Below are 17,366 nucleotides of genomic sequence, written 5' to 3' on the forward strand. Positions count from 1 at the left end.
AAAGGCCAACTCTAATGTTAGATAAAGTAGTCATTGCAAACCGAGGTGAAATTGCACTTCGTATATTGCGCGCCTGCAAAGAGCTTGGGATCAAAACGGTTGCTGTGCATTCAACGGCAGATCGCGATCTTAAGCATGTATTGCTTGCAGATGAAACCATCTGTATTGGTAGACCTTCAGCAACTGAAAGTTATTTAGATATTCCGCGCATTATTGCTGCGGCTGAAATAACTGACGCTGTAGCGATTCATCCTGGTTACGGTTTCCTTGCAGAAAATGCTGATTTTGCCGACCAAGTTGAGCAAAGTGGTTTTGTATTTATTGGCCCTCGTGGCGACACTATTCGTCTTATGGGTGATAAAGTGTCTGCTATCGCAGCAATGCGTAAAGCAGGCGTTCCATGTGTTCCTGGCTCTGACGGCCCAGTATCAGATGATAAAGAACGCAACATGCAAATCGCTAAGCGTATCGGTTACCCGGTAATCATCAAAGCTGCTGGTGGCGGTGGTGGTCGTGGTATGCGTGTTGTTCGCAGCGAAGCTGAACTTATTGATTCAATTGCATTAACACAGCAAGAAGCTAAGCAATTCTTTGGTAATAGCATGGTTTACATGGAAAAATTCCTTGAAAACCCACGCCATATCGAAGTTCAAGTATTAGCTGACGGCCAAGGTAATGCAGTACATTTAGGTGAACGTGATTGTTCTATGCAACGTCGTCACCAAAAAGTAGTTGAAGAAGCGCCAGCACCAGGAATTACTGCTGAAACGCGTAAATTCATTGGCGAGCGCTGTACACGTGCATGTATCGAAATTGGATACCGCGGTGCAGGTACGTTTGAGTTTTTATACGAAAACGGCGAATTTTACTTCATCGAAATGAATACACGTATTCAGGTTGAACACCCTGTTACTGAAATGGTTACTGGTATCGATTTAGTGAAAGAGCAGTTAAAAATTGCAGCGGGCCAGCCATTATCATTCACTCAAGACGACGTTGTTATTCGTGGTCATGCTATTGAGTGTCGTATTAATGCTGAGGATCCTGAAACGTTTATCCCGTCACCGGGTAAAATTACCCGTTTCCATCCAGCGGGTGGTTTAGGTATTCGTTGGGACAGCCATATTTACGCTGACTATACGGTTCCACCGCATTACGATTCAATGATTGGTAAGCTAATTACTTACGGTGAAAACCGTGACGTAGCTATTGCCCGCGCGCGCAATGCACTTAACGAGCTAGTAATTGACGGAATTAAAACTAATACTCCTCTGCATAAGAGAATTCTTGCAGATGAGAACTTCCAAAATGGTGGTACGAACATCCACTATCTTGAGAAAAAATTAGGGTTATAATTCTAGCGTTTTAAAAAACCGGCTTAGGCCGGTTTTTTTATGCCTGAAACTGCAATTTATCGCCTTAAATAAATATTCTGGTATGATTGGCAAACATGCGCTTTTAAGTAAATTTTTGAGGTAGTAATGACGCGTAGTTTTGAATCACACCTAAATGATGAAGTGGCAACCGTTACTATGGGAAACCAAGTTGCAGCTATTATAGAGCAAGGTGCGGTGATTTATTTACATGGCGATTTAGGTGCTGGTAAAACCACGTTTACCCGTGGCGTAGTGCAAGGCTTTGGCCATACTGGTAAGGTTAAAAGCCCCACATATACGTTAGTAGAACCTTATGAGCTTGAACAAGCAAATGTTTATCATTTTGATTTATACCGTTTAGGCGACCCTGAAGAACTCGAATACATGGGAATACGCGATTATTTTTCAGCAAATGCAATTTGTGTTGTTGAATGGCCTGAAAAAGGTGGCGAATTTATTCCTGTGCCTGATTTAGATATTACCCTAAGCTATGTGGGTAACGAACGTAAAATTGTTATTAATAGTGCGAGTGATCGCGGTGTAGCAATTGTCGAAAAACTAAATAAAAAACAATAAAATAGTGAAGGCAGTAATTATCAAATGAGTCGAGGTGCAGTTAAACTCTTTATTTACCTTATGGTTATTACCATAAGCCTGCCGCTGTGGGCGAAAAATACGATTAATAGCGTACGTGTATGGCCATCACCAGACAGTACGCGTGTGGTGTTTGATTTAAATGACAAGCCCGACTTTAGTTATTTTATGCTAAAAAGCCCTAGCCGCTTAGTGGTCGATTTAGAAAATACTAGCGAGTTAAAAATACTGCCAGGTGTACCACCAAAACATCAAATAGTGAGCAAGCTACGCTACTCAAAGCCTAAAAATAAGCACAGTGTACGGTTAGTGTTTGAATTAAACGCACCAGTAAAACCTGTTGTGTTTGCTTTAGCACCTACTGGTCCTTATAAAAATAGACTCGTTGTTGATTTATATAATAAGAGCCAAGCAAAAACTGTTGTATCACCTGCACAAACAGCGGCTAAAAATCGCCAATTAAGTCAAGAACGCGACATTGTTATTGCAATTGATGCAGGCCATGGCGGCGAAGATCCTGGCTCCATAGGTCCATCAGGCACGTACGAAAAAACAGTCACATTGCAAATAGCAAAGCGATTAGAGCGTATGATCGACGGTGAGCGCGGTATGATTTCACGTATGGTACGAAGCGGTGATTATTTTGTAAAACTCAATACGCGTACTAATCGAGCTCGTGAAAAAAAGGCCGATTTTTTTGTTTCTATTCATGCAGATGCATTTACAAGCCCAGGACCAAACGGTGCCTCTGTTTGGGTGTTATCATTAAGGCGTGCTAATTCAGAAATAGGTAAATGGATAGAAGATAAAGAAAAGCACTCTGAGCTTTTAGGTGGTGCTGCTGATGTGATGAAAGATGCCGCTAATGAAAAATATCTAGCACAAGCATTGCTTGATATGTCGATGGACCACTCGATGAAAACTGGCTTAAGTGTAGCCGACGAGGTGGTTAAAGAGTTGCGTAAAGTTGCCAAACTGCATAAAAAAGATCCGCAACACGCGAGCCTTGCTGTACTTAAGTCACCAGACATTCCATCTATTTTGGTAGAAACGGGGTTTATATCTAACCCGCGAGAAGAAAAATTACTTAAAAGCGCTAATCATCAAGAGCGTTTAGCTAAAGCGATATTTACTTCAATTAAAAATTATTATTTAAAAAATCCACCTGATGATTCTTTATTTGCCAAATTAAAGTCGCAATACCCAACAAAACATAAAGTACGCCCTGGAGAGTCTTTGAGTATGTTGGCAAGTCGTTATGGCATTACGGTCAGTAAATTAAAGCAAGTTAATAAACTAAGCTCTAATACTTTATTTATTGGGCAAGAGCTTGATATACCGCAAAGTTAGTCATTATTATCAGCGCAATGTTTGCTAGGAAGTTCCATGAATATTGAAATATTACCCGCGCGTTTAGCCAACCAAATAGCTGCAGGCGAAGTGGTCGAGCGTCCAGCGTCGGTAGTAAAAGAGCTAGTCGAAAATAGTTTAGATGCTGGTGCTAACCGTATTCAAATAGATATAGAGCGCGGCGGCCACAAACTTATTCGTATTCGTGATAATGGCACTGGGATAAGTAAAGATGAGCTAACGCTCGCGCTTTCTCGCCACGCAACAAGTAAATTAAAATCACTTGATGACCTTGAAAACATTTGCTCACTTGGTTTTAGAGGGGAAGCACTTGCGTCAATTAGTTCTGTGTCGCGTTTAACGCTGAGCTCAAAACCAAAAGAGCAAGAAGCAGCTTGGCAAGCTTTTGCAGAAGGCCGCGACATGGCCGTGCAAGTAAAGCCAGTAGCGCACCCCGATGGCACAACCATTGAAGTAAAAGATTTATTTTTTAATACTCCAGCACGTCGTAAATTTTTACGCACCGAAAAAACTGAATTCAGCCATATTGATGAGTTGATAAAGCGTATTGCGCTTAGTCGCTTTGATGTCTCTATTACACTAACTCACAACGAAAAAGTAGTAAGGCAGTATCGTGCCAAAACTGATCCCTCTCAGGCTATAACACGCGTAGCACAAGTTGCAGGCAAGGCCTTTGCCGAGCAAGGTTTGCATATTCAATCAGGAGAAGGCGGTTTACAGTTGCATGGTTGGGTGCTGCCTGTAGGCTCAGCGAATACTACTCAGTACACTTATGTGAATAATCGCATGATGCGCGATAAGCTTATTTTACATGCGATACGCCAAGCGTTTGAAGAGGTGAGTGGGACGCAAGAGCTACCTGGGTTTGTTATTTATATTGATATTGACCCACGACAGGTCGATGTAAATGTTCACCCTGCTAAGCATGAAGTGCGTTTTCATCAAGGGCGATTAATTCATGATTTTATATTGCAAGCTATTAAGCAAGTAGTCGTGCCATTACAAGGGGAGTTTACTAGCGAGTCAGTAAGCACTGAAACTGAATTTTCTTCTGTGTTCACAAGCCCAACACATAGTAGCGGTAATAATATAGAGAGCGATGGAGTATTTGATTACCCTAAATCGCAATTACAGCCCTCTTACTCTGGAAGTGCTGGTAGCTCAAGTTCGTCCTCAGGTACTAGAAGTGTTGGCGGTGCATACCGTGCAGCACCAAGTACGAGCCATCATGACGTAAATGCGTTTTATCAAGGAGTGAGTGAGCAACACGCTGCGCATTTTGACAATACAGCCAATATATCTGCAGCACAACACCAGTCAGTATCTGTTGATAATGTCTTAAAAGCTGTTTCTATTATAAGTGTTAGTGAAGGAGTGTGTGTCTTTAGTGAAGAGCAGCAATTGTATTGCTCACATTTTAAATATGCATTAGTTGATGATTGGCATAATCAAATTAAAGAGTTCGGAAGTTTAGAAGGGAAAGCCCTTTTGTTACCTGTGCGGGTAAGCCTAGACAAAGAAGATTGCTTGCTTACAAAGGCTCAGCAATCGTGGTTTACATTACTTGGTTTTGAACTCGTAATAGAAAAACAGTTTGTAATGGTTAAAAAATTACCAGCGTGTTTATATTTACTTGATGTAAGTACAGCAATAGGTGAGCTGCTTGATGCATGTAAAGCGGGACTCGAAAATATAGAGAACTGGTTAGCGTGGCAGATGAAATGTGTACCAACTCGATTTTATTTGAGCAATGTATTTTTAGCGCAACAAATACGCTTACAAAATAATCCGCAAACTATTGAACGCTTACGCGAAAAAGCAGTTAAAATAGAGTTAAATCACTATTTAACGCAATTAGATTAAGGTATCAGTGTTGAGTAATTTACCAGTTATATTTTTAATGGGTCCAACTGCTGCTGGTAAAACAGCATTGGCTATCTCACTGTGCGAGCATTTAAATACAGAAATAATCAGCGTTGATTCAGCGTTAGTGTATAAAGATATGAACATTGGAACTGCAAAACCCGATGCAGAAGAACTTGTTAAAGCTCCACATCATTTAATTGATCTACTTGACCCGAGTGAAACGTATTCAGTTGCAGATTTTAGGCGCGATGCAGTGCAAAAAATTGACGAATTCCATAGACAAGGTAAAGTGCCTGTATTGGTTGGGGGTACAATGTTGTACTTCAAATCTTTAATTGATGGTTTATCGCCTTTGCCTGAAGCAGATGCAGTAATAAGAGCAGAATTAGAAGCACAAGCTAAAGAATTTGGCTGGCCTCATTTATATAAAGAATTAGCTAAAGTTGACCCTAAAGCAGCTGAAAAAATGAGTGAAAATGATTCACAAAGAATTAATCGCGCTTTAGAAGTTTACCGATTAACTGGTAAAACCATGACTGAGTTGCAAAAGCAAAAACAGCCACCTTTACCTTATACTTTTCATCAATTTGCGATTGCACCGCAAGAACGCAGTGAATTACATGCGCGAATTGAAGAAAGGTTTAAAATAATGATTGATCAGGGGTTTGAAAATGAAGTTTCGACCCTATATCTACGTAAGGATTTACACCCCAATATGCCTTCTATTCGTTGTGTAGGTTATAGACAAATGTGGGATTACCTTGCGGGTGAGATAGACCATGATGAAATGGTTTTTCGCGGCATCGCTGCTACACGTCAATTGGCCAAACGTCAATTAACTTGGTTGAGAAGCTGGCCTGATGTTACTTGGTTAACAACAGGTGATGAAGAAAACTTGCATCGTGTAGTAAGTTCGCTAAGCTAGTAGTAGTTGAACAAAATTTAGCTTTGTTAAATAAGTTCAGCCACTTAATTATAATAACACCTAGAACGAAGGAATAATAACATGGCAAAAGGCCAATCGTTACAAGACCCATTTTTGAATGCACTACGTCGTGAGCGCATTCCAGTATCAATCTTTTTGGTAAATGGCATAAAATTACAAGGTAAAATTCAGTCATTTGACCAATTTGTTATTTTACTTGAAAACACTGTAAACCAAATGGTGTATAAACACGCAATTTCAACAGTTGTACCTGCTCGCGCAGTCAACTTCCAAGGTGTTCAAGGGGATGAGAGCACTGAAGAGCCAGAAGCTGGAAACTTTTAATTAGGAGCGTAATGCTTGTTTGACCGCTATGAATCCGGCGAACAGGCAATTTTAGTTCATATCGACTTACCTAAAGAAGGAGATCGTGAAGATCTTCATGAATTAGAAATGTTGGTATCCTCTGCTGGTGTTAGTAGTTTGGCGGTTGTGCAAGGCAGCCGTCAAGCACCACATCCGAAACTATTCGTCGGTACCGGTAAAGCAGAAGAAATAGCTGAAATTGTCAAAATCCACAATGCAGATGTCGTTATTTTTAATCATCAACTTAGACCGTCACAAGAGCGTAACTTAGAGCGCGTTTGTGAGTGTCGTGTACTTGATAGAACGACGCTAATTCTTGATATTTTTGCCCAACGTGCACGTACCCATGAAGGTAAGCTGCAGGTTGAATTGGCACAACTTCGCCATATGTCAACTCGATTAATTCGAGGCTGGACCCATCTTGAACGTCAAAAAGGCGGGATTGGTTTGCGTGGGCCAGGTGAAACCCAACTTGAAACCGACAGACGATTACTTCGTGCTCGTATTCAAAATATTCGTGCGCGTTTGGCTAAAGTAGCTGTACAGCGCGAACAAGGTAGGCGAGCTCGTACGCGTAATGAAATACCTACTGTATCGTTAGTGGGTTACACGAATGCGGGTAAATCTACGTTATTTAATCGTATTACACACTCAGACGTATATGCGGCCGATCAGTTGTTTGCAACGCTTGATCCAACTTTACGTAAGCTTGAATTAGGTGATGTTGGCCCCGTTATTTTAGCGGATACGGTTGGTTTTATTCGTCATTTACCGCATGACTTAGTCGCGGCTTTTAAAGCAACGCTTACTGAAACACGTGAAGCTGATTTACAGCTACATGTAATTGACGCAGCAGACTCTCGTCTTCAAGAAAATATTGAACAAGTACAATCTGTGCTTAAAGAAATTGAAGCCGATGAAGTACCACAACTATTAATTTATAATAAAATTGATGCGCTAGATAACGTAGCTCCCCGTATTGATCGCGATGACGAAGGACAACCTATAAGGGTGTGGCTTAGCGCCCAGACTGGTGAAGGCTGTGAATTACTTAGTGAGGCCATTAGCGAGTTACTTGCTAAGAAAATGTTTAACGAAACCTTATTTCTTACGCCATTGTATGGTCGCCTAAGGGCTGCATTATTTAGTTTAAATGCAGTGCATGAAGAGCGATTTGATGATCAAGGTAATTGGCTGTTAGATGTTAGAATGCCTATGGTTGAGTGGAATCGTTTAATTAAAGAATTTGGTCCTGAAATTGCTGGTTTTATCAGCCGTAATTAAAAATTGACGTTTAAATGTCGGTTTTTGTATGAGAAACGCGGTAGATTTGTTAGATTTAACACAATTTCCTAATTTATTTAGATAACAATGGAGTATAGCTATGGCCTGGAATGAACCGGGTAATAATGGCAATGACAAAGATCCGTGGAATAATAAAGGCGGACGTGATCAAGGCCCACCTGATTTAGACGAGGTGTTCCGTAAATTTAGTAACAAGTTCGGCGGCTTATTTGGCGGGAAAAAATCCGGCAATGGTAGCGGTGGTGGACTTGGCGGAGCCGGTATTTCATTTATACTTATTATCGCCGTTATTGTATGGGCGTTAAGTGGTATTTACACGGTAAAAGAAGCCGAGCGTGGTGTGGTTCTTCAATTTGGCAAATATGACCGAATTGCAGATCCAGGTCTGCGTTGGAAAATGACGTTTATTGAAACAGTGATCCCAGTCGATATTGAAGCAGTTCGTTCACTATCAGCTACTGGCTTTATGTTAACTGAAGACGAAAATGTAGTAAGCGTTGAGTTTCAGGTGCAATACCGAGTTATTGACCCATACCTTTACAAATTTAGTGTAACTAATGCTGATAGCAGTTTAGAAGAAGCTTTAGATAGTGCACTGCGCTATGTTGTGGGCCATGCCAAAATGGACCAAGTTTTGACTAATGGCCGTGAGGTTGTTCGTCAAAATACATGGGATGAGCTTAATAAGATTATCGAACCATATAACTTGGGTTTAATTGTAACTGACGTTAACTTTAAAGATTCTCGTCCGCCAACTGAAGTTAAAGATGCATTTGATGATGCAATTGCTGCACAAGAAGATGAAGAACGTTTCATTCGTGAAGCAGAGGCCTACGCCCGTGAAATTGAGCCTCGTGCACGTGGTCAAGTAACACGTATGACGCAGGAAGCTGAAGGTTACCAAGAGCGTATAACTTTAGAAGCACAGGGTGAAGTGGCTCGGTTTGAAAAGTTATTACCTGAATATCAAGCAGCTAAAGAAGTTACTCGTGAGCGCTTATACATTGATGCAATGGAAGAAGTGTTAGGGAGTAGTTCTAAAGTATTGGTTGATGTTAAAGGTGGTAATAACATGATTTATTTACCGCTTGATAAGATCATGGATAAGCAAGGCACAGCAACACGTGTTGCTCTACCAAGCTCAAGTGATATTCAAGATTTACGTAATAAAGTGAATACATCACGCAATAGCACTGTTAATGGTGGTAATGACCGCTTTAACAATGATCGCTTTAATGAAGGGAGATAAGCATAATGAAAAACTTTAGTTTAGTAATACTATTAGCTGCCATTGTGATGTCTTTCTCGTCAGTTTTTGTTGTACCTGAAGGGCAAAAAGCAATTGTTTTGCTATTTAGCAAAGTACAAAAAGACAGTGAAGACAGTGCTGTTGTTTACAGCCCTGGTTTACACTTTAAAGTACCATTTTTTAGCCAAGTACGACGTATTGATGCGCGTATTCAAACATTAGATGGTACGCCAGACCGCTTTGTTACAAGTGAAAAGAAAGACTTAATTGTTGATTCATTTGTAAAATGGCGTGTAAACGATTTTAGCACTTTTTACTTACGTGCTCGTGGCGATAAGCAATATGCTGAAACGTTACTTGAACAAAAAGTAAATAATGGCTTGCGTACTAACTTTGGTACGCGAACTATTCGCGAAATTGTATCAGGTGAGCGTAGCGAGTTAATGGAAGAGGCGTTAGTACAAGCTTCTGAAAGTGCACGCGAGTTAGGTATTGAAGTGCTCGACGTACGCGTTAAGCAAATTAACCTACCTCAAGAAGTCAGTAGCTCTATTTATCAACGTATGCGCGCTGAGCGTACTGCCGTTGCAAAAGAGCATCGTTCTGAAGGTCAAGAAAAAGCTGAAACTATTCGTGCCGGTGTCGATCGCCGTGTAACGGTTATGCTTGCTGATGCAGAGCGTAACTCTCGTTCTGTACGTGGTCAAGGTGATGCAGACGCTGCTGGGATTTATGCAAATGCATATAATAAAGACCCTGAGTTCTTTAGTTTTGTACGCTCGCTAGAAGCATATAAAAAGACTTTTAAAAATAAGCAAGACGTTATGGTGCTTTCACCAGATAGCGACTTCTTCCAATATATGAAAGGTGCTAAAGCTCAATAAGCTTTACATTAAGTATTTAAAAGTTAAAAGCCTCGCATTTGCGGGGCTTTTTGTTAATGGGTATTTAATAGTTTAAATTACTGTTATTTATGTGGTTATTAGCTATCGTTTAGGTTTAAAAAAAACTACGCGGAAAAAATAAGCTGAACAGGGGTGATCTTTACTTTAGTTTTCTGGTAAAATCTCGTCCTAATTTTCTCTAAGTGAATTTACAATGGGTAAAAACGTTGTTGTATTAGGCACCCAATGGGGTGACGAAGGTAAGGGTAAGGTAGTTGACCTCCTTACGGACAAAGCATCTTTAGTAGTTCGTTATCAAGGAGGCCACAATGCGGGTCATACTTTAGTTATCGAAGGTGAAAAGACGGTTCTACACCTTATTCCATCGGGTGTATTACGTGACAATGTTAAATGTGTGATTGGTAATGGTGTAGTTTTATCACCAGAAGCGCTAATGAGAGAAATTGGCATGCTTGAAGAGCGCGGCGTACCAGTACGCGAGCGTCTTTTAATAAGCGAAGCATGTCCACTAATCTTGCCTTTCCATGTTGCATTAGATGTAGCCCGCGAAACTGCTCGTGGCGATAAGCCAATTGGAACTACCGGTCGTGGTATCGGTCCAGCGTATGAAGATAAAGTGGCGCGCCGTGGTTTACGTGTAGGTGACTTGTTTAATCCGGAATTATTTGCAACTAAATTAAAAGAAGTTCTTGAATACCATAACTTCACTTTAGTTAACTACTACAAAGTAGATGCTGTAGATTTCCAAAAAACGTTTGATGATGCAATGGCTGTTGCTGATATCTTAAAAGCAATGGTTGTAGATGTAACTGAGCTTTTAGATCAAACGCGTTTAGCAGGCGAAAACATTTTATTTGAAGGTGCACAAGGTACGTTACTTGATATCGATCACGGTACTTACCCTTATGTAACGTCTTCAAATACTACCGCTGGTGGCGTTGCGACGGGTGCAGGTTTTGGTCCATTAAACCTTGATTACGTTCTAGGTATTATTAAAGCGTACACGACACGTGTTGGTTCAGGTCCTTTCCCTACAGAGCTTTACGATGGTCTTGATAAACAAGATCCAGTTGGTAAGCATTTAGGCGATAAAGGCCATGAGTTTGGCGCAACAACAGGTCGACTTCGTCGTACTGGTTGGTTAGATGCAGTGGCTATGCGCCGTGCAGTTCAAATCAACAGTATTTCAGGTTTTTGTTTAACTAAGCTTGACGTTTTAGATGGTTTAGAAACACTTAAAATCTGTATTGGTTACAAGCTCGAAGATGGTACAGTTACTAACGTAACGCCATTAGCAGCTGAAGGTTACGATAAAGTAACACCAGTATACGAAGAGATGCCAGGTTGGTCAGAGAACACAGTTGGTGTAACAAGTCTTGACGGTTTACCAAAAGCTGCAATTGACTACATCAAGCGTATTGAAGAAATTACGGGTGTTCCAATTGATATTATTTCTACAGGCCCAGATCGTGTAGAGACTATGGTACTTCGCAACCCGTTTGCGTAATTACTATTAGATTAAAAAAAGCTGCCTAGTGCAGCTTTTTTTTGTGCCTAAAATTCACTTTGGAACGATCTTTGTATAGTATTTTGTAGATATTATTTTTATATGTGGCGAATATGCGTTTATTATTTTGTAATTCAATGTTGGCAATATCGCTAACATCACTCTCTTTACTCATAAGTGGCAATAGCTTAGCTGAGGAAACATCTGCTGCTGTGCCGTTGTACACTGAGCCTGAGTTGATTGCATTGATAAATAAAAATGTCCATTTACAGCGCGTAAAGGCTGATGATTGCCAGTTAGTGCAAGATATAGAAGCACGAGCCAATAAAATGGCGTTACCGTCTTATCAGTTTTTATATGGCGATATGCTGGCTTATAACGTATGCGTTGATCGAAATGTAGAGTTAGGTGTGTATTATATGCGTAAAGCTGCTCAGCAGGGCTTAGCGGCAGCATTAGAGCAACTAGGACGTTACTACGACACTGGCCGATTAGTGCAACAAGATAAAACGATGGCAATTACGTATTTACGTGAAGCTTCATCGCAAGGCAATTTAAAAGCTCAATTGCGCTTGGTTAAATTATTTAATGATGGCTTTGGTAGTCCACGAGACTTTGAAGATGCGTATCGATGGTTGTTTAACTCTATGGTGGCAGATAAGGCAACCCATCAAAAAATTGAACAATCACTTACTCAATTAGCTGAAAAAATGCCAGCAAGTGTGGTTGCTCGAGCTCGTCTTCCTATTTAATGGCTTTAAAAAACAAAACCCTAACTTTTTAAGTTAGGGTTTTTTAGTTTTTACAGACTGTAAAAGTATTTAACTGTCTTCTTTAGCCTTTGTTTGCGGGTCTTTTAAAACTGACATTTTAGGCGGCTGTAATGCAACAACGCGTTCGCCTTCTTGCGGCGGTTTTTCCATGTTGATTGTAAACGGTCTGAGCTTAATTGGTGTATCCTCATCACTGTCTTTATCACCAATGAGAATAAACAGTGGTATAGCCTCAGGGTTCATTTCTAGATATTGCTCCCAGCTAAATTCATCAGAAATACGTGTTGAACTAACTTTACCACCTTTAGCTATAATGCTGCTTAAGCGTGCATATGACCCTTCGTCACCAAAAAGTATTTGTCGTGATAAAAACGTTGCGCTGTCTTTATTTGCTTTTGCGTGCGACGTTGAAGAGCGCAATGAGAATACATTTTTCTCATTAAGTAAGTGAGAAAAATATTGGACGCCCAACGCGTTGTGATGACGATTAGGTGAGAGTGCTAGTACACTGCGAATAGTAGTTAGTGGTAAATAGCGTTCGGCGTGCTCCGATTGCGGGTTACCGTAATAACACGCTAAGCCATCCATACGTGCCATTCTACAGTTTTCCCATGCTGGGTCTGATAAATGAACAGGAATATTTTGATCTTTTAAGCCTCGGCCAATGGCACGTGCAACATGGTTTGCACCAATAATCAAAATCGTATTTGGCGACGGTTGGCGTACACCTAAAAGTTTAGCAACAGGAATCGCAGTTAAGCTCTGTAGTACAACGGTAATTATAATTACTGTAAATATGAGAGGTACCATTTTTTCAGCATCAGCAACACCAGACTCCATCATACTAAGCGCAAATACCGACCCAACGGCAGCGGCGACTATACCGCGTGGAGCTATCCAAGCAAGTACCAAGCGAGACTTCATTGGTAGGTCAGTACCAAAGGTCGAAATAGCAATACATAATGGGCGTGCAACAAAAAGTACGATGGCTAAAAATATAAATACATCGCTGTCGAGCATCATTAAATCAGAGAGCTGTAAGCGTGCTGCAAGTAAAATAAACAGCGTTGATATTAATATCATCGACAAGTCTTCTTTGAACTCCAGTACAGAATCTATTTCTAAATCGTCTTGGTTAGCAAGCCAAATGCCAAATACTGTCACAGCTAAAAGACCCGATTCATGGCTTAAATAGTTTGATACAGAAAAACTAATGAGTACTAACGCTAAAATTCCAAACTTATGTAATTCAAATGGTAGCCATTCGCGGCGCATTAATAGTGTTGTTAGCCAGCCTGCAGCAACACCAATACTTAAACCAACGCCGAGGGTTTTAACTAAAGCAATAATAGTGTGGCTAAATACTTCGCCTTGGCCTACAAGCATTACGGCTTCAAATACTAATACAGCAAACAATGCGCCGATTGGGTCTATTACAATACCTTCCCAGCGTAGTATGCGGTCAATGTCTTGTGTTGGGCGCATTGAGTTTAATAGCGGTGCTATCACAGTAGGGCCTGTTACAACTAGCACTGCACCTAATACTGCAGCTACACGCCAATTAAGCTCAAGTAACCAATAGGCGCTTAGGCTAATAATAATACAGGTAGTAAGCATGCCGATTGAGCAAAGGTTTCTTACAACTTTTCCAATCCCTTTTAATTCTCTGAAATGCAGAGTAAGTGAACCTTCAAATAAAATGATTGCAACGCTTAGTGATACAACTGGAAACAGTAAATCACCTAACAATGCATCAGGGTCTAAAACACCACTAAATGGCCCAAGTAAAAGACCAGTAAGCAATAAAAAAAGAATAGCGGGTACTCTAAATGCCCACGCGACCCACTGGGCAAGTACAGAGCAAAGTGCGATACCGGCTATATAAATTGCTGACATAGATTAAGAATTCCTTATTTATGACGATATATTTTAAAAGTATAACTTTTGTTAATTATTAATACAGGGGTATACACGGGAAATTCAAATATTACTAATCAATTTTAGCTGCTAATAAAAGATTAGTGATCTTTAATTTTGGATCTTGGATGCAAAGACTTTATAAAAGCACATTAACTACTATTATCTTGTTGATTTATAATGAAAATATATATTTTATTATTAATGTGTAATAGCTCTGTTTGAATTTTAGCCTTGATCTTACTGTGTAATTTAGCGTATTATACTTCGAGTTCGAATTATTAGTTATCTAATTAAGATTGTTGGTTGAAATAGTAGAACGTTAATACTACGGTCATTTTTACTGCTTATAATCATGTTTTGGATACTAAATTAGTATCTGAACGTTAAAATTTTATTTTCCGAATTCTTAAGTATGGTTTTACTGGACAAGTTTGTTTATTTTTTTTTAACAAATAAAGGTTTGAGTTGAACTATTACTTTTCAATATTTAATCCCCATCGTGGCGATTAAATCTCGGTCCTTGAGTCTTCACCCTATCTGTTGGTGTATCAGACTCTAGAGGCTCTATGTATGTTGTTAATAGAAAAGCCACACACAGCTTTTTACAGCGATGCATAAACAACACTTTTAAACTTTCTTATTGGTACTGCTCATAACACTGGGTGGGTGCTACTTTATATCTGAGCTTAAATTTAAAACAACGTTTTAGATTTGGCCTTTTTGTGTGCGTTTAAAAGTGCTGTCAAACGATAAATAAATTCGAAGCAAGGTTTTATACCTAGCTACTTAGTTTTAGCTCACGAGTAGTGAGCGCAAATAAAATGGAAAGTTGAGCATTTATGCAAAAGTTAAATTGGCGACGCATTGTACTTAAAGTAGGCAGCGCTTTAATTGCACCGGATCACGATGGCTGCCGTTCACGTTATATATTAACCATCGCACAGTTTATTGTTCGTTGCCGTGCGCGTGGTATTGAGGTGATCCTAGTTTCGTCTGGTTCGGTAGCGGCTGGCGCGCACTTGTTTCCATCAGATAAACCACGTTCAGTTGTAATGAAAAAGGCAATGGCGGCAGCAGGCCAAACAGAAATGATTGCCATGTGGGACCGTTTTTTCGACTTTCCATCTGCGCAATTACTACTAACTCATGGTGATTTACGTGATCATGAGCGTTATCAAAGTATTCGGGAAACCGTATTTACGTTACTTGAGCACGGTGTGCTACCAATCATCAATGAAAATGATGCTGTGACAACAGACGATTTACGAGTAGGTGATAACGATAATTTATCCGCTATGGTTGCCGCTGCAGCAGATGCAGATGCTTTACTGATTTTTTCGGATGTTGATGGGTTATATGATAAAAATCCTAATTTGCACGACGATGCTGTTTTATTACCTGAAATAAAATCAATTGATGAATCTATTTATGCTATGGCAGGATGTGCTACGAGTGCTGTAGGCACAGGTGGTATGAAAACTAAAATAGAGGCTGCGGAAAAGGCAACATCACACGGTATAGCCACTTATATTATTAATGGCTTTAAAGAAGAAACATTTACTCGATTATTAGCTGGAGAAAATCCAGGTACTATTTTTTCGCCATACGAAAAGCCAATGCAAGATTCTGTACATTGGATGACACATACAGCAAACGAGCAAGGTGAAGTTGTTGTTGATGGGTCGTTTGATGAGTCATTAGAAGGTGAAACTGGGTGTATTCGCGGCGATGAGATCGTTGAAGTACACGGTGAATTTGCTATCGGTGATACCATTTTAGTACGAAGTGAAGACGGTACGCGTCTAGCTAAAGCGACCGCAAATTATAGTAGCTGTTTGTTAAACTTTATTGCAGACAACGAACAGAGTGAATTCAGCGAAAAAATGCAGGATTCAATTGGACCAGTTATATCTGAAAAACATATCGCATTATTGGAGAAGTCATGAGTTTAATTACGGACATTTCACGTCAGGCAGCTAAAGCTGCACATACACTTGCTTTACTCGATACCGAGACTAAAAACCAAGTATTAGTTGAAATGGCAGCGGCATTAAGAGAGCAAAAAGCATTTATAATAAAAGAAAATGAAAGTGATTTAAGCGCAGCACGCGACAATAACTTAGCTGCCTCAATGATCGACCGCTTAACGTTAAACGATGAGCGTATTGAATCAATGGCACAAGGCATTGAAGTTATAGTAAGCCTTGATGATCCTGTTGGTCAGCTACGAGATATTACCGAGCGTCCAAACGGTATCAAAATTCGTAAAATGCGCGTACCTCTTGGCGTTGTATGTATGATTTACGAAGCACGCCCGAATGTGACAGCAGACGCTGGTGCATTATGTTTTAAATCAGGTAATGGCGTAATTTTACGTGGCGGTAAAGAAGCACTTAGAAGTTCACAAGCTATCGCAAGTGTGATGCATAGCGTACTTGAAAAGCATAACTTACCAGTATCACTTATTTCAGTGATTCCAGATCCAGATCGTGCGCTATTAATGGAGTTAATGCAGCAACGCGAAAGTATTGATTTAATTATTCCACGTGGCGGCGAAGGCTTAATCAACTTTGTTACTGAAAACAGTACGATTCCTGTAATTCAGCATTACAAAGGTGTTTGTCATCTATATGTGGATAAAGATGCAGATCTAGAAGTAGCCCTTAACTTACTACTTAATGGTAAAACGCAGCGTACCGGTGTTTGTAATGCACTAGAGGGCTTAGTTGTTCATCAAGATGTGGCAGATGAGTTTTTAAATCTGTGTGCAGTCGTACTACGCCAAGAAGGTGTGAAAATAAATGCAGACAGTTTTGCAGCTAAATATTTTGATAACGCAACCGTTTTAGCTGATGATGAATTTGGTGAAGAGTATCTAGATTTAGAAATTGCTATTCGCGTTGTTCCAAGCTTTACGGCAGCAGTTGAGCATATTGCACAGTTCGGTTCAAACCACACCGAAGTGATTTGTACTAAAAATCAAACTGCCGCAGAGTTATTTCAACGCAGTGTTGATGCTTCTGTAGTAATGGTTAACGCGTCATCTCGCTTTTCTGATGGCTCACAATTGGGTCTAGGTGCGGAGATTGGTATAGCGACCTCCAAGCTTCATGCATACGGTCCAATGGGGCTTGAATCACTCACTACTGAGAAGTACTTAGTAAATGGCGAAGGCCAAGTTCGTGAATAAATTAACGATGTAAGTAATA

14 protein-coding genes are annotated in these 17,366 nt (G+C 40.1%); 13 read left to right on the plus strand and 1 reads right to left on the minus strand.

The window, feature by feature from the left end:
• Positions 1-14 precede the first annotated feature (14 nt).
• The 11 genes from accC (at position 15) to P20495_RS02355 (ending at position 12,216) form a co-directional block, all read left to right on the plus strand.
• Entirely contained in the window at positions 15-1,355 is a 1,341-nt protein-coding gene (accC, locus tag P20495_RS02405) for an acetyl-CoA carboxylase biotin carboxylase subunit (RefSeq protein ID WP_007375934.1), read from the plus strand.
• A gap of 126 nt (positions 1,356-1,481) precedes the next feature.
• The gene (gene tsaE, locus P20495_RS02400) at positions 1,482-1,952 is read left to right on the plus strand and encodes a tRNA (adenosine(37)-N6)-threonylcarbamoyltransferase complex ATPase subunit type 1 TsaE (RefSeq protein ID WP_007375935.1); all 471 of its coding nucleotides are present in this window, start codon (positions 1,482-1,484) and stop codon (positions 1,950-1,952) included.
• A gap of 24 nt (positions 1,953-1,976) precedes the next feature.
• Positions 1,977-3,320, plus strand: coding sequence for an N-acetylmuramoyl-L-alanine amidase (locus tag P20495_RS02395; protein ID WP_008138833.1), 1,344 nt, complete (start codon positions 1,977-1,979; stop codon positions 3,318-3,320).
• Between the two features lie 36 nt (positions 3,321-3,356).
• Complete coding sequence (gene mutL, locus P20495_RS02390) at positions 3,357-5,204, plus strand: DNA mismatch repair endonuclease MutL (protein WP_008138835.1); 1,848 nt, start codon at positions 3,357-3,359, stop codon at positions 5,202-5,204.
• A gap of 10 nt (positions 5,205-5,214) precedes the next feature.
• Complete coding sequence (miaA, locus tag P20495_RS02385; RefSeq protein WP_007375938.1) at positions 5,215-6,132, plus strand: tRNA (adenosine(37)-N6)-dimethylallyltransferase MiaA; 918 nt, start codon at positions 5,215-5,217, stop codon at positions 6,130-6,132.
• Positions 6,133-6,213: 81 nt separating this feature from the next.
• Positions 6,214-6,477, plus strand: coding sequence for an RNA chaperone Hfq (gene hfq / locus P20495_RS02380; protein WP_007375939.1), 264 nt, complete (start codon positions 6,214-6,216; stop codon positions 6,475-6,477).
• A 15-nt stretch (positions 6,478-6,492) separates the two neighbouring features.
• The gene (gene hflX / locus P20495_RS02375; RefSeq protein ID WP_008138837.1) at positions 6,493-7,782 is read left to right on the plus strand and encodes a ribosome rescue GTPase HflX; all 1,290 of its coding nucleotides are present in this window, start codon (positions 6,493-6,495) and stop codon (positions 7,780-7,782) included.
• A 100-nt stretch (positions 7,783-7,882) separates the two neighbouring features.
• Positions 7,883-9,052: an FtsH protease activity modulator HflK gene (gene hflK / locus P20495_RS02370; protein ID WP_007375941.1), complete on the plus strand. Its 1,170-nt coding sequence runs from the start codon at positions 7,883-7,885 to the stop codon at positions 9,050-9,052.
• 5 nt (positions 9,053-9,057) lie between these two features.
• Positions 9,058-9,936 (plus strand): protease modulator HflC, encoded by an 879-nt coding sequence (hflC, locus tag P20495_RS02365; RefSeq protein ID WP_007375942.1) that lies wholly within the window; start codon positions 9,058-9,060, stop codon positions 9,934-9,936.
• 214 nt (positions 9,937-10,150) lie between these two features.
• Positions 10,151-11,464: an adenylosuccinate synthase gene (locus P20495_RS02360; protein WP_007375943.1), complete on the plus strand. Its 1,314-nt coding sequence runs from the start codon at positions 10,151-10,153 to the stop codon at positions 11,462-11,464.
• 113 nt (positions 11,465-11,577) lie between these two features.
• The gene (locus P20495_RS02355; RefSeq protein WP_008138841.1) at positions 11,578-12,216 is read left to right on the plus strand and encodes a tetratricopeptide repeat protein; all 639 of its coding nucleotides are present in this window, start codon (positions 11,578-11,580) and stop codon (positions 12,214-12,216) included.
• A 69-nt stretch (positions 12,217-12,285) separates the two neighbouring features.
• Here the strand turns inward: P20495_RS02355 and P20495_RS02350 are convergent, their stop codons facing one another.
• Positions 12,286-14,133, minus strand: coding sequence for a sodium:proton antiporter (locus P20495_RS02350; protein WP_007375945.1), 1,848 nt, complete (start codon positions 14,131-14,133; stop codon positions 12,286-12,288).
• Between the two features lie 863 nt (positions 14,134-14,996).
• Between P20495_RS02350 and proB the strand changes: the two genes are divergently transcribed.
• Positions 14,997-16,103 (plus strand): glutamate 5-kinase, encoded by a 1,107-nt coding sequence (proB, locus tag P20495_RS02345; protein ID WP_007375946.1) that lies wholly within the window; start codon positions 14,997-14,999, stop codon positions 16,101-16,103.
• Positions 16,100-17,347: a glutamate-5-semialdehyde dehydrogenase gene (locus P20495_RS02340; protein ID WP_007375947.1), complete on the plus strand. Its 1,248-nt coding sequence runs from the start codon at positions 16,100-16,102 to the stop codon at positions 17,345-17,347. Before proB ends, P20495_RS02340 begins: the two co-directional genes overlap by 4 nt.
• The last annotated feature ends 19 nt before the right edge of the window (positions 17,348-17,366 follow it).

The organism is Pseudoalteromonas sp. BSi20495 (genome assembly GCF_000241185.1).
GTDB classification, from domain to species: Bacteria; Pseudomonadota; Gammaproteobacteria; order Enterobacterales; family Alteromonadaceae; genus Pseudoalteromonas; species Pseudoalteromonas fuliginea.

Coding starts and splice junctions, on each gene's coding strand:
- accC (WP_007375934.1), top strand. CDS start 15: ATGTTAGATAAAGTAGTCATTGCAAACCGAGGTGAAATTGCACTTCGT.
- tsaE (WP_007375935.1), top strand. CDS start 1,482: ATGACGCGTAGTTTTGAATCACACCTAAATGATGAAGTGGCAACCGTT.
- P20495_RS02395 (WP_008138833.1), top strand. CDS start 1,977: ATGAGTCGAGGTGCAGTTAAACTCTTTATTTACCTTATGGTTATTACC.
- mutL (WP_008138835.1), top strand. CDS start 3,357: ATGAATATTGAAATATTACCCGCGCGTTTAGCCAACCAAATAGCTGCA.
- hfq (WP_007375939.1), top strand. CDS start 6,214: ATGGCAAAAGGCCAATCGTTACAAGACCCATTTTTGAATGCACTACGT.
- hflK (WP_007375941.1), top strand. CDS start 7,883: ATGGCCTGGAATGAACCGGGTAATAATGGCAATGACAAAGATCCGTGG.
- hflC (WP_007375942.1), top strand. CDS start 9,058: ATGAAAAACTTTAGTTTAGTAATACTATTAGCTGCCATTGTGATGTCT.
- P20495_RS02360 (WP_007375943.1), top strand. CDS start 10,151: ATGGGTAAAAACGTTGTTGTATTAGGCACCCAATGGGGTGACGAAGGT.
- P20495_RS02355 (WP_008138841.1), top strand. CDS start 11,578: ATGCGTTTATTATTTTGTAATTCAATGTTGGCAATATCGCTAACATCA.
- P20495_RS02350 (WP_007375945.1), bottom strand. CDS start 14,133: ATGTCAGCAATTTATATAGCCGGTATCGCACTTTGCTCTGTACTTGCC.
- proB (WP_007375946.1), top strand. CDS start 14,997: ATGCAAAAGTTAAATTGGCGACGCATTGTACTTAAAGTAGGCAGCGCT.
- P20495_RS02340 (WP_007375947.1), top strand. CDS start 16,100: ATGAGTTTAATTACGGACATTTCACGTCAGGCAGCTAAAGCTGCACAT.